Origin of the sequence: Pseudotabrizicola sp., from assembly GCF_030656345.1 — a bacterium.
In the GTDB taxonomy this organism is placed as follows: domain Bacteria; phylum Pseudomonadota; class Alphaproteobacteria; order Rhodobacterales; family Rhodobacteraceae; genus Pseudotabrizicola.
Genome location: NZ_JAUSNR010000006.1, coordinates 102,094 through 115,479 on the forward strand (window position 1 = coordinate 102,094; position 13,386 = coordinate 115,479).

The 13,386-nt window shown below is 62.5% G+C and carries 17 protein-coding genes; 16 read left to right on the forward strand and 1 reads right to left on the reverse strand.

Annotated features, from left to right (window positions below):
- Window position 1: 1 nt before the first annotated feature.
- Window positions 2–346 (reverse strand): hypothetical protein, encoded by a 345-nt coding sequence (locus Q7J44_RS02415; RefSeq protein WP_304876639.1) that lies wholly within the window; start codon window positions 344–346, stop codon window positions 2–4.
- Between the two features lie 66 nt (window positions 347–412).
- Between Q7J44_RS02415 and Q7J44_RS02420 the strand changes: the two genes are divergently transcribed.
- The 16 genes from Q7J44_RS02420 to Q7J44_RS02495 all read left to right on the forward strand — a co-directional run bounded on the left by Q7J44_RS02420 (window position 413) and on the right by Q7J44_RS02495 (window position 13,340).
- On the forward strand, window positions 413–1,669 hold the full coding sequence (locus tag Q7J44_RS02420) for a DegT/DnrJ/EryC1/StrS aminotransferase family protein (RefSeq protein WP_304876641.1): 1,257 nt from the start codon (window positions 413–415) through the stop codon (window positions 1,667–1,669).
- 246 nt (window positions 1,670–1,915) lie between these two features.
- Window positions 1,916–2,281, forward strand: coding sequence for an NADH-quinone oxidoreductase subunit A (locus Q7J44_RS02425; protein ID WP_304876643.1), 366 nt, complete (start codon window positions 1,916–1,918; stop codon window positions 2,279–2,281).
- The gene (locus Q7J44_RS02430; RefSeq protein ID WP_103333781.1) at window positions 2,272–2,805 is read left to right on the forward strand and encodes an NADH-quinone oxidoreductase subunit B family protein; all 534 of its coding nucleotides are present in this window, start codon (window positions 2,272–2,274) and stop codon (window positions 2,803–2,805) included. The genes Q7J44_RS02425 and Q7J44_RS02430 overlap by 10 nt, the downstream gene beginning before the upstream one ends.
- A gap of 10 nt (window positions 2,806–2,815) precedes the next feature.
- Complete coding sequence (locus tag Q7J44_RS02435; RefSeq protein ID WP_304876647.1) at window positions 2,816–3,421, forward strand: NADH-quinone oxidoreductase subunit C; 606 nt, start codon at window positions 2,816–2,818, stop codon at window positions 3,419–3,421.
- A 29-nt stretch (window positions 3,422–3,450) separates the two neighbouring features.
- Complete coding sequence (locus Q7J44_RS02440) at window positions 3,451–4,686, forward strand: NADH-quinone oxidoreductase subunit D (protein ID WP_304876649.1); 1,236 nt, start codon at window positions 3,451–3,453, stop codon at window positions 4,684–4,686.
- Entirely contained in the window at window positions 4,686–5,936 is a 1,251-nt protein-coding gene (locus Q7J44_RS02445) for an NADH-quinone oxidoreductase subunit E (protein ID WP_304876652.1), read from the forward strand. Before Q7J44_RS02440 ends, Q7J44_RS02445 begins: the two co-directional genes overlap by 1 nt.
- A 9-nt stretch (window positions 5,937–5,945) precedes the next feature.
- Window positions 5,946–6,170, forward strand: a complete 225-nt coding sequence (locus Q7J44_RS02450) for a DUF5337 domain-containing protein (protein ID WP_304876654.1) — start codon at window positions 5,946–5,948, stop codon at window positions 6,168–6,170.
- A 10-nt stretch (window positions 6,171–6,180) separates the two neighbouring features.
- The gene (gene nuoF, locus Q7J44_RS02455) at window positions 6,181–7,476 is read left to right on the forward strand and encodes an NADH-quinone oxidoreductase subunit NuoF (protein WP_304876656.1); all 1,296 of its coding nucleotides are present in this window, start codon (window positions 6,181–6,183) and stop codon (window positions 7,474–7,476) included.
- Between the two features lie 5 nt (window positions 7,477–7,481).
- Entirely contained in the window at window positions 7,482–7,736 is a 255-nt protein-coding gene (locus tag Q7J44_RS02460) for a hypothetical protein (protein WP_304876657.1), read from the forward strand.
- Window positions 7,737–7,843: 107 nt separating this feature from the next.
- The gene (locus Q7J44_RS02465; protein WP_304876659.1) at window positions 7,844–8,245 is read left to right on the forward strand and encodes a DUF5333 domain-containing protein; all 402 of its coding nucleotides are present in this window, start codon (window positions 7,844–7,846) and stop codon (window positions 8,243–8,245) included.
- Between the two features lie 102 nt (window positions 8,246–8,347).
- On the forward strand, window positions 8,348–10,357 hold the full coding sequence (nuoG, locus tag Q7J44_RS02470) for an NADH-quinone oxidoreductase subunit NuoG (RefSeq protein WP_304876661.1): 2,010 nt from the start codon (window positions 8,348–8,350) through the stop codon (window positions 10,355–10,357).
- 3 nt (window positions 10,358–10,360) lie between these two features.
- Window positions 10,361–10,762, forward strand: a complete 402-nt coding sequence (locus Q7J44_RS02475) for a hypothetical protein (RefSeq protein ID WP_304876663.1) — start codon at window positions 10,361–10,363, stop codon at window positions 10,760–10,762.
- 16 nt (window positions 10,763–10,778) lie between these two features.
- Window positions 10,779–11,816 (forward strand): NADH-quinone oxidoreductase subunit NuoH, encoded by a 1,038-nt coding sequence (nuoH, locus tag Q7J44_RS02480; protein WP_304876665.1) that lies wholly within the window; start codon window positions 10,779–10,781, stop codon window positions 11,814–11,816.
- Between the two features lie 2 nt (window positions 11,817–11,818).
- Complete coding sequence (gene nuoI / locus Q7J44_RS02485; protein WP_118151180.1) at window positions 11,819–12,313, forward strand: NADH-quinone oxidoreductase subunit NuoI; 495 nt, start codon at window positions 11,819–11,821, stop codon at window positions 12,311–12,313.
- Between the two features lie 5 nt (window positions 12,314–12,318).
- Window positions 12,319–12,729: a carboxymuconolactone decarboxylase family protein gene (locus Q7J44_RS02490; RefSeq protein ID WP_304876668.1), complete on the forward strand. Its 411-nt coding sequence runs from the start codon at window positions 12,319–12,321 to the stop codon at window positions 12,727–12,729.
- Window positions 12,726–13,340, forward strand: a complete 615-nt coding sequence (locus Q7J44_RS02495; RefSeq protein WP_304876670.1) for an NADH-quinone oxidoreductase subunit J — start codon at window positions 12,726–12,728, stop codon at window positions 13,338–13,340. The genes Q7J44_RS02490 and Q7J44_RS02495 overlap by 4 nt, the downstream gene beginning before the upstream one ends.
- Window positions 13,341–13,386: the final 46 nt, after the last annotated feature.

Consider the following 13,386-nt stretch of genomic DNA (forward strand, 5'->3'; position numbering starts at 1 on the left):
CTCACCGCAAAAACGCGTTTCTGCACCAGCGGGCCGTGTCGTTGTATTCGGTCACCAGTTCGGCCGGGGTGCGGCTGGTCATGATCCGGTCAAACCGCTGCACCATCGCGCGGCGGCGCTGATCTTCGGTGCCGGGCACCTGATCAAGGATCACCAGCGCTGCGCGCTGCGCCGTGTCGCGGGTGTTGCGCGTAATTTCGCCCATGTCATACAGCGTGGAGGACACGATGAACAACATGGCCGAACAGTGCAGCGCCTGCGCCGCGCGCCCGTCGATGACCAGATCTGCCTGTGCCGGGGTGGCGAGGGACAGCGCCAGACAGGTGGCGATGCAGTATTGGCGCATGGGGGCTTCCTTTTTCCTGAACCCCACCGTGCCACAGCCACACCCCCGCGCCAAGCCATTGACGACATGGCGATTGCGCCCCATGTTCCCGGCATGGAACGCTTTACCGGCAGCTTCACCCAACAGGAACCCATTCCCGACGCGGGGATAGAGGCGGCCATCGCCATCCTGCGCCACGGGCGGTTGCACCGCTATAACACCGCCCCCGATGAAACAGCGCAAACCGCCCTGCTGGAAGAGGAATTTGCCGCCTTTACCGGCGCGCGCTATTGCCTTGCGGTGGCGTCTGGCGGCTATGCGATGGCCACCGCCTTGCGCGCCTTGCAGGTGGCTCACGGGGAACCTGTGCTGACCAACGCCTTCACGCTGGCCCCTGTACCGGGGGCGATTGCCAGCATCGGCGCGCGCCCGGTGTTCATCGAAACCACGCCCGATCTGACAATCGATTTCACGCATCTTGAGGCGATGGCGCAGGCGACGGGTGCGCGGGTGCTGATGCTGTCGCATATGCGCGGGCATATCTGCGACATGGACCGGCTGATGGCGCTGTGTGCCCGCCTTGGCGTGCAGGTGATCGAGGATTGCGCCCATACCATGGGGGCCGCGTGGAACGGCGTGCCCTCGGGGCGGCACGGGGTGATCGGCTGCTATTCGACGCAGACCTACAAGCACATGAACTCGGGCGAGGGCGGGTTTCTGGTGACCGACGATGCCGGTCTTGCCGCGCGGTCTGTGCTGCTGTCGGGCAGCTACATGCTCTACGCCCGCCACCGCGCCGCCCCGCCGGCGGAGGTGTTCGAAGGGTTGCGGCTGGATGTGCCCAATATCTCGGGGCGGATGGACAATCTGCGCGCGGCGATCCTGCGGCCGCAGATTGCACTGCTGGAGGATCGTGCCGCGCGGTGGCTGGCGTTGTACCGCGGGCTGGAACAGGGGCTGGACCAGACCAACGGGCTGCGCCTGATCCCGCGCCCGGTGGCCGAACGCTTTGTGCCGTCAAGTTTCCAGTTCACCCTGCCGGGGTGGGAGCCTGCGCGGGTGGCGTCGCTGGTCGCGCGCTGTGCAGCGCGGGGGGTAGAGCTGAAATGGTTCGGCGCGCCGGACCCCGTGGCCTTTACCAGCCGCTACGATCATTGGCAGTACGCCGACCCCCAGCCCCTGCCGCAGACCGATGCGGTGCTGGCCGGGCTGATCGACATGCGCCTGCCGCTGACCTTCACCGCCGCAGATGCAGCGCTGATCGCGCGGATCATCCGGTCAGAGGTGCTGCGCGTGGGGCAGGGTGAGGTTGCCCCGGTTGCGGCGCTGCCCTTGGGCGACTGACGGGCTGTGCCCGGCGGGGAAACGATTAACCTTTCGATTCGTGTGCCGCAGTGCAGCAAGCAATTGGAACTGCAAGCCATGCAGTCTGTATAGTTTTTCAGATGCGACGAATTTCACCCTGCATTGTTGCCGTATTTCGGTGCCCTGTCCGTTGACCCCGCTGGGGGACCAGAGTAAACGAAGACCAAGAGTGCAAGCGGGTCGCCAGCATCCGCAGCTCGCAGTCGCCAGCCGAAGGAGCATCTCGTGGACGCACTTCTCCGAGAGTATTTTCCCATTATCGTTCTGCTCGCCCTTGCCATCGGTCTGGGGCTTGTTCTGCTTCTGGCCGCTGCGCTGCTTGCCGTGCGCAATCCGGACCCGGAAAAGGTGTCGGCCTATGAATGCGGGTTCAACGCTTTTGACGATGCGCGGATGAAATTTGATGTGCGGTTTTACCTCGTGTCAATCTTGTTCATCATCTTTGATCTGGAAGTCGCGTTCCTGTTCCCCTGGGCGGTCGCCTTTGGGGAAATCAGCATGACCGCGTTCTGGTCGATGATGGTGTTTCTGGGCGTGCTGACGGTGGGCTTTGCCTATGAATGGAAGAAGGGGGCCTTGGAATGGGAGTGATGGCAGGAGCCAACACGGCGGGCGGCGACATGGAGGTTGCCACCCAGGCCCTGAACCGCGATTTGCAGGACAAAGGTTTCCTGCTGACCTCGACCGAAGACATCATCAACTGGGCGCGGATCGGGTCTTTGCACTGGATGACATTCGGTCTGGCCTGTTGTGCTGTGGAAATGATGCACACTTCGATGCCGCGCTATGATGTGGAACGCTTCGGCGTGGCCCCGCGCGCATCCCCGCGCCAGTCGGATGTGATGATCGTGGCCGGTACGCTGACCAACAAGATGGCCCCGGCGCTGCGCAAGGTCTATGACCAGATGCCGGAACCGCGCTATGTGATCTCGATGGGGTCCTGCGCCAATGGCGGCGGCTATTACCACTACAGCTATTCGGTGGTGCGCGGCTGTGACCGCATCGTGCCGGTGGATATCTACGTGCCCGGCTGCCCACCCACAGCCGAGGCGCTGCTGTATGGCATCCTGCAGTTGCAGCGGAAAATCCGCCGCACCGGCACCCTGACCCGCTGAGGAGGAAACGATGTCCGAAGCGCTCCAAGAACTGGCTGCCCATATCGAAATGAAGCGGCCCAATGATGTGCTGTCATCACATATTGCCTTTGGCGAGTTGACGCTGGAGGTTGTGGCCAGCCATATCGCGGATTTCAGCGATTTTCTGCGCGTCGACGGGGCCTGCCGGTTTTCGTCGCTGGTGGATATCACGGCGGTGGATCACCCGACGCGCGAACGGCGGTTCGATGTGGTCTATCACTACCTGTCGATGTATCAGAACCACCGCATCCGGGTGAAAATCGCGGTTGGGGAACAGGACATGGTGCCGTCGCTGGTCGATGTCTTCCCGGCAGCCAACTGGTTCGAACGCGAAGTGTTCGACATGTTCGGCATCCTGTTTTCCGGCCACCCCGACCTGCGCCGTATTTTGACCGATTACGGCTTCCGCGGCCACCCGCTGCGCAAGGATTTCCCGACCACCGGCTACACCGAAGTGCGCTATGACGAGGCGCAGAAGCGTGTGGTCTATGAGCCGGTGAAGCTGGTGCAGGAATACCGGCAGTTTGATTTCATGTCCCCTTGGGAAGGCGCGCAATACGTGCTGCCCGGGGATGACAAGGCGGGGGCGAAGTAAATGGCCCGCGACCATAGGGGAGCAATCTGATGGATGGCGATATCCGCAAGAACAGCTATGACGACGGCTCGACCGATTTTGAAACCGGCGAGCAGCGCATCCGTAATTTCAACATCAACTTCGGCCCGCAACACCCTGCGGCGCATGGCGTTTTGCGTCTGGTGCTGGAGCTGGACGGCGAGATTGTCGAACGTTGCGACCCGCATATCGGCTTGCTGCACCGTGGCACCGAAAAACTGATGGAGAGCAGGACTTACCTGCAGAACCTGCCGTATTTCGACCGCCTCGACTATGTGGCCCCGATGAACCAGGAACATGCCTGGTGTCTGGCAATTGAACGGCTGACCGGAACGGTCGTGCCGCGCCGTGCGTCGCTGATCCGGGTGCTGTATTCCGAGATTGGCCGGGTGCTGAACCACCTGCTGAACGTGACCACCCAGGCCATGGACGTGGGCGCGCTGACGCCGCCGCTCTGGGGCTTTGAGGAACGCGAAAAACTGATGGTGTTTTATGAGCGGGCCTGCGGTGCCCGCCTGCACGCCGCCTATTTCCGCCCGGGTGGGGTGCATGTCGACCTGACCGACCAGCTGGTCGAAGATATCGACCAGTGGGCGGTGGAGTTCCCGCGCGTTCTGGATGATATCGACACGCTGCTGACCGAAAATCGCATCTTCAAACAGCGCAATGCCGATATCGGCATTGTCACCGAAGATGATGTCCTGAAATGGGGCTATTCCGGTGTGATGGTCCGTGGTTCAGGCATGGCATGGGATTTGCGCCGCGCGCAACCCTATGAATGCTATGACGAATTCGACTTCAAGATTCCGATCGGCAAGAACGGCGACTGCTACGATCGCTATCTGTGCCGCATGCAGGAAATGCGCGAGTCGACTCACATCATCCGTCAGGCCTGCGCCAAGCTGCGGGTGGAAAAGGGCGATGTGCTGGCGCGCGGCAAGATCACACCGCCCAAACGCGGTGAGATGAAGACCAGCATGGAAGCGCTGATCCACCACTTCAAACTGTACACCGAAGGCTTCCATGTGCCTGCGGGTGAGGTTTACGCAGCAGTGGAGGCCCCCAAAGGGGAGTTCGGCGTCTATCTGATGGCGGATGGCACCAACAAACCCTACCGCGCCAAGATCCGCGCGCCGGGGTTTTTGCACCTGCAATCCATGGATTATATCTGCAAGGGGCATCAGCTTGCTGACGTCTCTGCCATCATCGGCACGATGGATGTCGTGTTCGGGGAGATCGACCGCTGATGCTGCGCCGCCTTCACAAAGACCAGCCTGCCTCGTTTGAATTCACGCCCGCAAACCTTGCCTGGGCGCAGGGGCAGATTTCCAAATACCCCGAGGGGCGTCAGGCCTCGGCCATCATCCCGCTTTTGTGGCGCGCGCAGGAACAGCATGGCTGGCTGACGCGACCTGCGATTGAATATGTGGCGGGTATGCTGGGCATGGCCTATATCCGCGCGCTGGAAGTGGCGACGTTCTACTTCATGTTCCAGCTGCAACCCGTTGGGTCCATCGCCAATATTCAGATCTGCGGCACCACGTCGTGCATGATTTGCGGGGCGGAGGATCTGATCGCAGTCTGTCAGGAGCTGATCGCGAAGCAGCCGCATACGGTGTCAGCCGATGGCAAGTTTTCCTGGGAAGAGGTCGAGTGTCTGGGGGCCTGTACCAACGCGCCGATGGCCCAGATCGGCAAGGATTACTATGAGGACCTGACGCCTGAAAAGCTGCGCGACCTGATCGCGCGGTTCAGTGCCGGTGAGGTGCCGGTGCCCGGCCCGCAGAACGGGCGCTACGCGTCGGAGCCGGTGACGGGTCTGACAAGCCTCAAGGACCATGAAGCCGGGCGCAAACCCTATAACGCAAGCGTGCAACGGGCGGTGGACATTGGCGAAACCGTCAAGCGGATCGATGGCACCGAGGTGCCGCTGACCACGCCATGGATCGCCCGGCCCGAAGCGCCGCATGGGTCTGACGCAGCCGATGACGTGCCCAGCGAACCGACGCCCGGCGCGGGCATCCCGGCGGATGCCACCGGCGTGACCGTGCAGGAGGCTCCGGCCAAATCCAAGGGCAGGCCGATTTCCAAGCAGGAACCGGCGAGCACCCCGACCGAGGTTGCCGCCGCGCCGGAAACGGTGCCGACCAAAGCCACCCAAGACGGGGTTGCGCTGAAACCCGAACCGGGCCTTGCGCCGCCGCTGACCGCAGGCACCAAACCGCAGGGGCTGGCCGCCCCGCGCGGTGGTGTGGCCGATGATCTGAAGGTTATCGAAGGCATTGGCCCTGCGCTGGAAAAGCTGTGCCATGAGCTTGGGATCTACCACTTTGACCAGATCGCCGGCTGGTCCGAAACTGATATCGCCTGGATGGACCAGAACCTGAAAGGCTTCCGTGGCCGTGTCACCCGTGACAAATGGGTGGCGCAGGCAAAGATCATCGTGACCGAAGGTCTGGACGCATTCCGCATCCGGGCCAGAACCAACGACTACTGAGGCGCAGGGATGACCGCGCCAGATCCGGACCGCGACCGCAGCACGGCCCACAAGGCCCGGCTTGTCGCCTTCGTTCTGGCCGGAACCATGCTGTTGTGGATGGGCGCGCAATTTGTGGGCGGACAGATGGGGTGGGACCCTCGCTATGTCTTTCTGTTCGATTTTGCCGCAATTGCCGCGTTCTTCTGGGCGCTGGTTGTGACGTATCAGATCTGGCGCTCGCGCCGGGGATAAGGAAAAGACGATGCTCAAGGATCAGGACCGCATCTTTACCAACCTGTATGGGATGCATGACCGCACCCTTGCCGGGGCAATGAAGCGTGGCCATTGGGATGGCACCGCTGAAATCATCGCGCGTGGCCGGGACAAGATCATCGAGCAGATGAAGGCATCCGGTTTGCGCGGGCGTGGTGGGGCAGGGTTTCCCACGGGCCTGAAATGGTCGTTCATGCCCAAGCAGTCCGACGGTCGGCCCGCCTATCTGGTGATCAACGCTGACGAGTCCGAGCCCGGCACCTGCAAGGACCGCGAGATCATGCGCCATGATCCGCATACGCTGATCGAAGGCGCGCTGATTGCGTCTTTCGCGATGAACGCCAATGCCTGCTACATCTATATCCGTGGTGAATACATCCGCGAGAAAGAGGCGCTGCAGGCGGCGATTGACGAATGCTATGATGCCGGGATGCTGGGCCGCAATGCCGCGAAATCCGGCTGGGATTTCGATCTGTACCTGCACCACGGCGCCGGGGCCTATATCTGCGGCGAAGAAACCGCATTGCTTGAAAGCCTTGAGGGCAAGAAGGGCATGCCGCGGATGAAGCCGCCGTTCCCGGCGGGCGCGGGGCTGTACGGCTGCCCGACCACGGTGAACAATGTGGAATCGATTGCCGTTGTGCCCACGATCCTGCGGCGCGGGCCGGAGTGGTTTGCCAGCTTTGGCCGCCCGAACAACGCGGGCACCAAGCTGTTCGGCATCTCGGGCCATGTGAACGCACCCTGCGTGGTGGAAGAGTCGATGTCGATCCCGCTGAAGGAATTGCTGGAGCGGCATTGTGGTGGCGTGCGCGGCGGGTGGAAGAACCTCAAGGCCGTGATCCCCGGCGGGTCTTCGGTGCCCTTGCTGAACGCGGCGCAATGTGACGATGCGATCATGGATTTCGACTGGCTGCGTGAACAGCGGTCGGGTCTGGGCACGGCGGCGGTGATCGTGATGGATCAGTCGACGGATGTGATCAAGGCGATCTGGCGCTTGTCGAAGTTTTACAAGCACGAGTCCTGCGGCCAGTGCACGCCCTGCCGCGAAGGCACCGGCTGGATGATGCGGGTGATGGACCGTCTGGTGCGCGGTGAGGCTGAGATTGAAGAAATCGACATGCTGATTTCCGTGACCAAGCAGGTTGAAGGCCACACGATCTGCGCTTTGGGCGATGCGGCGGCCTGGCCCATTCAGGGGCTGGTCCGGGCGTTCCGCGATGAGATTGAAGACCGGATCAAGGCCAGGAAAACCGGGCGCATCAGCGCCGTCGCGGCGGAGTGATGCGGATGCGCGCCGCCCTTTCCCTGACGCTCGCACTTGGTGCCTGCGTGCAACCGGCCCCGCAAGGGGCGGGTCAGGGTACGGCTGTGCGTGAACCTTTGCGGGTGACCAACAATGGCCAGCCGTTCCGCCTGTATGAAGGTGCCGCCGCCCGCCGGGTGGCCGATGCCACCTGCGCTGCGCAAGGCCGCCGGTTGCGGCCCAGCATCTATGACAGGTTCGACGCGGGCGCATGGGTTTATGTGGAGGGCTGCGCATGATGCGTTATGCGATAGCACCCCAACTTCGCGTGATGGCACGGCCTTGTCATGGCCTATCAGCCGCCGCAGCCCCTATCTCCCTGGCATGGAATGCCAAGGAGGCCCTGATGAAACTGATCCCCCTGACCCTCGCCGCCCTGATGTTTGCTGTACCCGCCTTTGCGCTGGTGCCGATCAATCAGGAACAGCGGATCAACGACACCTTGCGCAGCGGCTTCATTGCCGATGCGATTGCCGACAATTGCCCGACGATGCAGCCCCGCAAGCTGCGCGCGCTGAATGAGCTGCGCAAGCTGCGTGACTATGCGCTGGGGCAAGGCTACAGCGCCACCGAGGTACGGGCCTTTGTCGAAAGCCGGACGGAAAAGGCCCGTGGCCGGGCCGAAGCTGCGACATGGCTGGCATCCAAAGGTGCCGTGCCCGGACAACCGGCGGCCTATTGCACGGCAGGCGAGGCGGAAATCGCGCGTGGCAGCATGGTCGGATACTTGCTGAGGTCAACCAGATGACCGCAGCGCACATAATTCGCCGGGCGGCGCACCGCCCGGCACAGAACACGGCGCGGGGGCGGGTGATCTACCCCAGTGCCACGATGGCTGCGGAGTAAGCAGATGACGAACCTGAAAAAGATCAGCATTGACGGTATCGAGGTCGAGGTGGATGGCGCGATGACCATCATCCAGGCGGCCGAGGTGGCAGGCGTGGAAATTCCGCGCTTTTGCTATCACGAACGTCTGACGATTGCGGGCAACTGCCGCATGTGTCTGGTCGAGGTTGTGGGCGGCCCGCCGAAACCGGCGGCCTCCTGCGCCATGCAGGTGCGTGATCTGCGTCCCGGCCCGAATGGTGAAGCGCCGCTGGTGAAAACCAACAGCCCGATGGTCAAAAAGGCCCGCGAAGGGGTGATGGAATTCCTGCTGATCAACCACCCGCTGGATTGCCCGATCTGCGATCAGGGTGGCGAGTGTGATCTGCAGGATCAGGCCATGGCGTATGGCGTTGATTTCAGCCGCTACCGCGAGCCGAAGCGGGCATCTGAGGATCTGAACCTTGGCCCGCTGGTCGCCACCACCATGACGCGCTGCATCTCCTGCACCCGCTGCGTGCGCTTTACCTCGGAAGTCGCGGGCATCACCCAGATGGGCCAGACCGGCCGGGGTGAGGATGCCGAGATCACCAGCTATCTGAACGAGACGCTGAACAGCAACCTGCAGGGCAATATCATCGACCTGTGCCCGGTTGGCGCGCTGACCTCCAAGCCCTATGCCTTTACCGCGCGGCCGTGGGAACTGACCAAGACGGAATCCATCGACGTGATGGATGCGCTGGGGTCGAACATCCGCATCGACACCAAGGGGCGTGAGGTGATGCGGATCATCCCGCGCAACCATGATGGCGTGAATGAGGAGTGGATCTCCGACAAGACCCGCTTCATCTGGGACGGCTTGCGCCGCCAGCGGCTGGACACGCCTTATATCCGCGAGAATGGCCGCTTGCGCAAAGCGGGCTGGGGTGAGGCTTTGGCCGCTGCCGCCGCTGCGATGACGGGCCGCAAGGTCACGGCCATCGTCGGCGATCTGGCCCCGGTGGAGGCTGTGTTCAGCCTGAAACAGCTGGTCGAAGGTCTGGGTGGCCGGATCGAATGCCGCACCGATGGCGCGAAACTGCCCATCGGCAACCGCTCGGCTTATGTGGGCACAGCGGCGATTGAAGATATAGACACGGCACGCGCGATCATCCTGATCGGCACCAACCCGCGCGATGAAGCGCCCGTGCTGAACGCCCGCATCCGCAAAGCGTGGAGCGCGGGGGCCGATGTGACCGTGATCGGCACGGCGGTCGATCTGACCTATGATTATGCCCATGCAGGCAGTGACCGCGCGGCCTTGGTCAAGGCGGCGGCTGAGGCGACGGAAACCGAAGGCGCTGTGGTGATCGTCGGGCAGGGTGCCCTGAACGAGGCCGATGGCGAGGCGGTTCTGTCTCAGGCCATGCAACTGGCCGGGGCGATGGGGGCAAAACTGCTGGTCCTGCACACCGCTGCGGCCCGTGTGGGTGCGATGGATGTGGGCGCCGTCACCGACGGCGGCATGGCTGCGGCGCTGGATGGGGCAGAGGTGGTCTATAACCTCGGTGCCGATGAGGTGGAGATCAAGGCCGGGCCGTTCGTGATCTATCAGGGCAGCCATGGCGATCGGGGCGCGCATCGCGCCGACCTGATCCTGCCGGGCGCGGCCTATACGGAGGAAAACGGGCTGTTCGTCAACACCGAAGGCCGCCCGCAACTGGCGCTGCGCGCCGGGTTTGCGCCCGGTGAGGCCAAGGAAAACTGGGCGATCCTGCGCGCGCTGTCGGCGGAACTGGGCAGTGTCCTGCCGTGGGATTCGCTGGCCGGTCTGCGCCGGGCGCTGGTGGCCGCGCATCCGCATCTGGGCAAGGTTGATCAGGTGGCTGAAAACGCCTGGACCCCGGTCGCGCTGCGCGAGCCGGCGACGGCCAGCTTCCGCCTGCCGGTGCAGGATTTCTACCTGACCAACCCGATTGCCCGCGCCTCGCAGGTGATGGCGGAAATGTCGGCGCTTGCGAAGTCGCGCACCCAAACCCCATTGGCGGCGGAGTAACTGATGCCCCACGCGCCCATCCTTGCCAGCCTGACCGCCGCTTTTGTGGCGCTGTCGGCTTGTGCCGGGACCGGGCCCGTGTCACAGGGCAGCCTCAATCCGTCGTATCAGGGCATTCAGACCGTTCTGTTGCAGGAAGATATGGTCAGCTTCCGCGTCGCGCTGCAGGGCGCGCGCGACAATGCTGATGTCGAGGCTTATGGCCGCTGTGCCGCCGCGCAATATGCGCTGATCCGGGGCTTTGGCTTTGCCCGGCATATACGGACCACGGTGGCGCAGACCGGAAACACATGGCGGGGGGACGCGGTCTATCTGATCTCGGCAGCACTCCCGCCCGGGCTGCGAACGATTGACGCTGAGGTGACGGTGCGCGACTGCGGCGCGCTCGGGATACCGACGATTTGAAGATGAGAGGCTGAGAATGTCTGACTTTCTGGCAACGCCAATGGGCACGTTGGTTCTGGTCGCGGCGCAAAGCCTGCTGATCGTGGGCTTCGTGATGATCAGCCTGTTGTTTCTGGTCTACGGCGACCGCAAGGTCTGGGCGGCCGTGCAGATGCGGCGCGGGCCCAACGTGGTGGGGCCCTTCGGCGTCCTGCAATCGGTGGCCGATGCGCTGAAATATGTGGTCAAGGAAATCGTGGTGCCCGCCGGGGCCGACCGCGCGGTGTTCTTCATGGCGCCGATGCTGTCTTTCGTGCTGGCAATGCTGGCCTGGGCGGTCATTCCGTTCAACGCGGGCTGGATATTGGCCGATATCAACGTGGCGATCCTGTTCGTCTTTGCGGTGTCGTCGTTGGAGGTTTACGGCGTGATCATGGGGGGCTGGGCGTCAAACTCCAAATACCCGTTCCTGGGGTCGTTGCGGTCTGCCGCGCAGATGATTTCCTATGAGGTGTCGCTGGGTCTGATCATCATCGGGATCATCATTTCCACCGGCTCGATGAACTTTTCGGCGATTGTCGCGGCGCAGGACGGGGCTTATGGCCTGTTCTCGTGGTACTGGCTGCCGCATCTGCCGATGGTGGTTCTGTTCTTCATCAGCGCACTGGCCGAAACCAACCGCCCGCCGTTCGATCTGCCCGAGGCGGAATCGGAACTGGTGGCCGGGTTCATGGTGGAATATTCCTCGACCCCCTACTTGTTGTTCATGGCCGGGGAATACATCGCCATCTTCCTGATGTGCGCGCTGATGAGCCTGCTGTTCTTCGGTGGCTGGCTGTCGCCCATTCCGGGGCTGCCTGACGGCTTCTTCTGGATGTTCATCAAGATGGCGTTCTTCTTCTTCCTGTTCGCCATGGTGAAAGCCATCGTGCCACGCTATCGCTACGACCAGCTGATGCGGATCGGCTGGAAAGTGTTCCTGCCGCTCAGCCTGGGCTGGGTTGTGCTGGTGGCATTTCTTGCGAAATTCGAAGTATTGGGCGGTGCCTGGGCCCGCTGGACGATTGGGGGCTGAGGATGGCAAACATCGACTGGAACCGCGCGACCCGGTATTTCCTGTTGCAGGATTTCCTCAAAGGGTTCGCCCTTGGGATGAAATACTTCTTCGCGCCGAAAAGCACGCTGAACTATCCGCATGAAAAGGGGCCGCTGTCGCCCCGGTTCCGTGGTGAACACGCGCTGCGCCGCTATCCGAATGGCGAAGAACGCTGCATCGCCTGCAAGCTGTGTGAAGCGATCTGCCCGGCGCAGGCCATCACCATCGATGCCGAACCGCGTGAAGACGGCAGCCGCCGGACCACGCGCTATGACATCGACATGACCAAATGCATCTATTGCGGCTTCTGTCAGGAAGCCTGCCCGGTGGATGCCATTGTCGAAGGTCCGAACTTTGAATTCAGCACCGAAACCCGCGAGGAGCTGTTCTACGACAAGGAAAAGCTGCTTGATAACGGCGCGCGTTGGGAGGCGGAGATTGCCCGCAATCTCGAACTCGACGCGCCCTACAGGTGATGGCCATGAATGACGCCTACACAAAGATGCTGCAGCAGATGATGGAGCAGGGCCAGAAGATGGCAAGCGCCTTCATGCCGGGGATGGAGACCATCGACCCCAAGGCCTTTGAAAAGCTGTTCCCGGCGATGCCAAAGGACCTGCTGGAAATGTGGTTTGGCAAGACCTTCAACCCCGAAGGTCTGGACGCCCGCACCCGGTTTCTGGTGACCATTGCCGCGCAGACCGTGCTGGGCCCGCTGGGCGAGCCGCAGCTGCGGGTGACGATCAAGAACGGGCTGGCCGCCGGGGCCACCCGGCGTGAGGTCGCGGAAGTGATCTGGCAGATGAGCATGTTCGGCGGGCTGCCCGCCACGCAAAAGGCACTGGAAATTGCCCAGAGCGTCTTTGCCGAGACGGAGGAGTCCGAGAAATGACCGTTGCGGATTATGCCTTTTACGCCTTTGCCATCGTTGTGGTGGCGGCGGGGCTGATGGTGACCATCAGCCGCAACCCGGTGCATTCGGTTCTGTGGCTGATTCTGGCCTTTCTGTCCTCGGCCGGGTTGTTCGTGCTGCTGGGGGCCGAGTTTGTGGCGATGCTGCTGATCATCGTCTATGTGGGTGCTGTCGCGGTGCTGTTCCTGTTCGTGGTGATGATGCTCGACATCGATTTTGCCGCGCTAAAGGGCGAGATTGCCCGCTACATGCCGCTGGGTCTGCTGATCGGCGTGGTCTTGTTGATGCAGCTGTCCTTGGGCATCGGGGCCTGGGTTCAGGCCGAAGGTGCCTTGGGCCTGCGTCAGGCCGTGACCCCTGCGATGGATCAGGTGGAAAACACCCGCGCGCTGGGGCTGCTGATTTATGACAAGTATCTGCTGCTGTTCCAGTTGTCGGGTCTGATCCTGCTGGTCGCGATGATCGGGGCGATCCTGCTGACCCTGCGCCACCGCAAGGATGTGAAGCGCCAGAACGTGCTGCATCAGATGTGGCGTGATCCGGCAGTGGCGATGGAGCTGAAAGACGTGAAACCGGGGCAGGGGCTCTGAGGGTTCAGGCACAAGGGTAGGGCGGGGTTAACCCCGCCTTTGCGAC

Coding starts and splice junctions, on each gene's coding strand:
- Q7J44_RS02420 (WP_304876641.1), top strand. CDS start 413: ATGGCGATTGCGCCCCATGTTCCCGGCATGGAACGCTTTACCGGCAGC.
- Q7J44_RS02440 (WP_304876649.1), top strand. CDS start 3,451: ATGGATGGCGATATCCGCAAGAACAGCTATGACGACGGCTCGACCGAT.
- nuoH (WP_304876665.1), top strand. CDS start 10,779: ATGTCTGACTTTCTGGCAACGCCAATGGGCACGTTGGTTCTGGTCGCG.
- Q7J44_RS02430 (WP_103333781.1), top strand. CDS start 2,272: ATGGGAGTGATGGCAGGAGCCAACACGGCGGGCGGCGACATGGAGGTT.
- Q7J44_RS02460 (WP_304876657.1), top strand. CDS start 7,482: ATGCGCGCCGCCCTTTCCCTGACGCTCGCACTTGGTGCCTGCGTGCAA.
- Q7J44_RS02435 (WP_304876647.1), top strand. CDS start 2,816: ATGTCCGAAGCGCTCCAAGAACTGGCTGCCCATATCGAAATGAAGCGG.
- Q7J44_RS02475 (WP_304876663.1), top strand. CDS start 10,361: ATGCCCCACGCGCCCATCCTTGCCAGCCTGACCGCCGCTTTTGTGGCG.
- nuoI (WP_118151180.1), top strand. CDS start 11,819: ATGGCAAACATCGACTGGAACCGCGCGACCCGGTATTTCCTGTTGCAG.
- Q7J44_RS02450 (WP_304876654.1), top strand. CDS start 5,946: ATGACCGCGCCAGATCCGGACCGCGACCGCAGCACGGCCCACAAGGCC.
- nuoG (WP_304876661.1), top strand. CDS start 8,348: ATGACGAACCTGAAAAAGATCAGCATTGACGGTATCGAGGTCGAGGTG.
- nuoF (WP_304876656.1), top strand. CDS start 6,181: ATGCTCAAGGATCAGGACCGCATCTTTACCAACCTGTATGGGATGCAT.
- Q7J44_RS02490 (WP_304876668.1), top strand. CDS start 12,319: ATGAATGACGCCTACACAAAGATGCTGCAGCAGATGATGGAGCAGGGC.
- Q7J44_RS02495 (WP_304876670.1), top strand. CDS start 12,726: ATGACCGTTGCGGATTATGCCTTTTACGCCTTTGCCATCGTTGTGGTG.
- Q7J44_RS02415 (WP_304876639.1), bottom strand. CDS start 346: ATGCGCCAATACTGCATCGCCACCTGTCTGGCGCTGTCCCTCGCCACC.
- Q7J44_RS02445 (WP_304876652.1), top strand. CDS start 4,686: ATGCTGCGCCGCCTTCACAAAGACCAGCCTGCCTCGTTTGAATTCACG.
- Q7J44_RS02465 (WP_304876659.1), top strand. CDS start 7,844: ATGAAACTGATCCCCCTGACCCTCGCCGCCCTGATGTTTGCTGTACCC.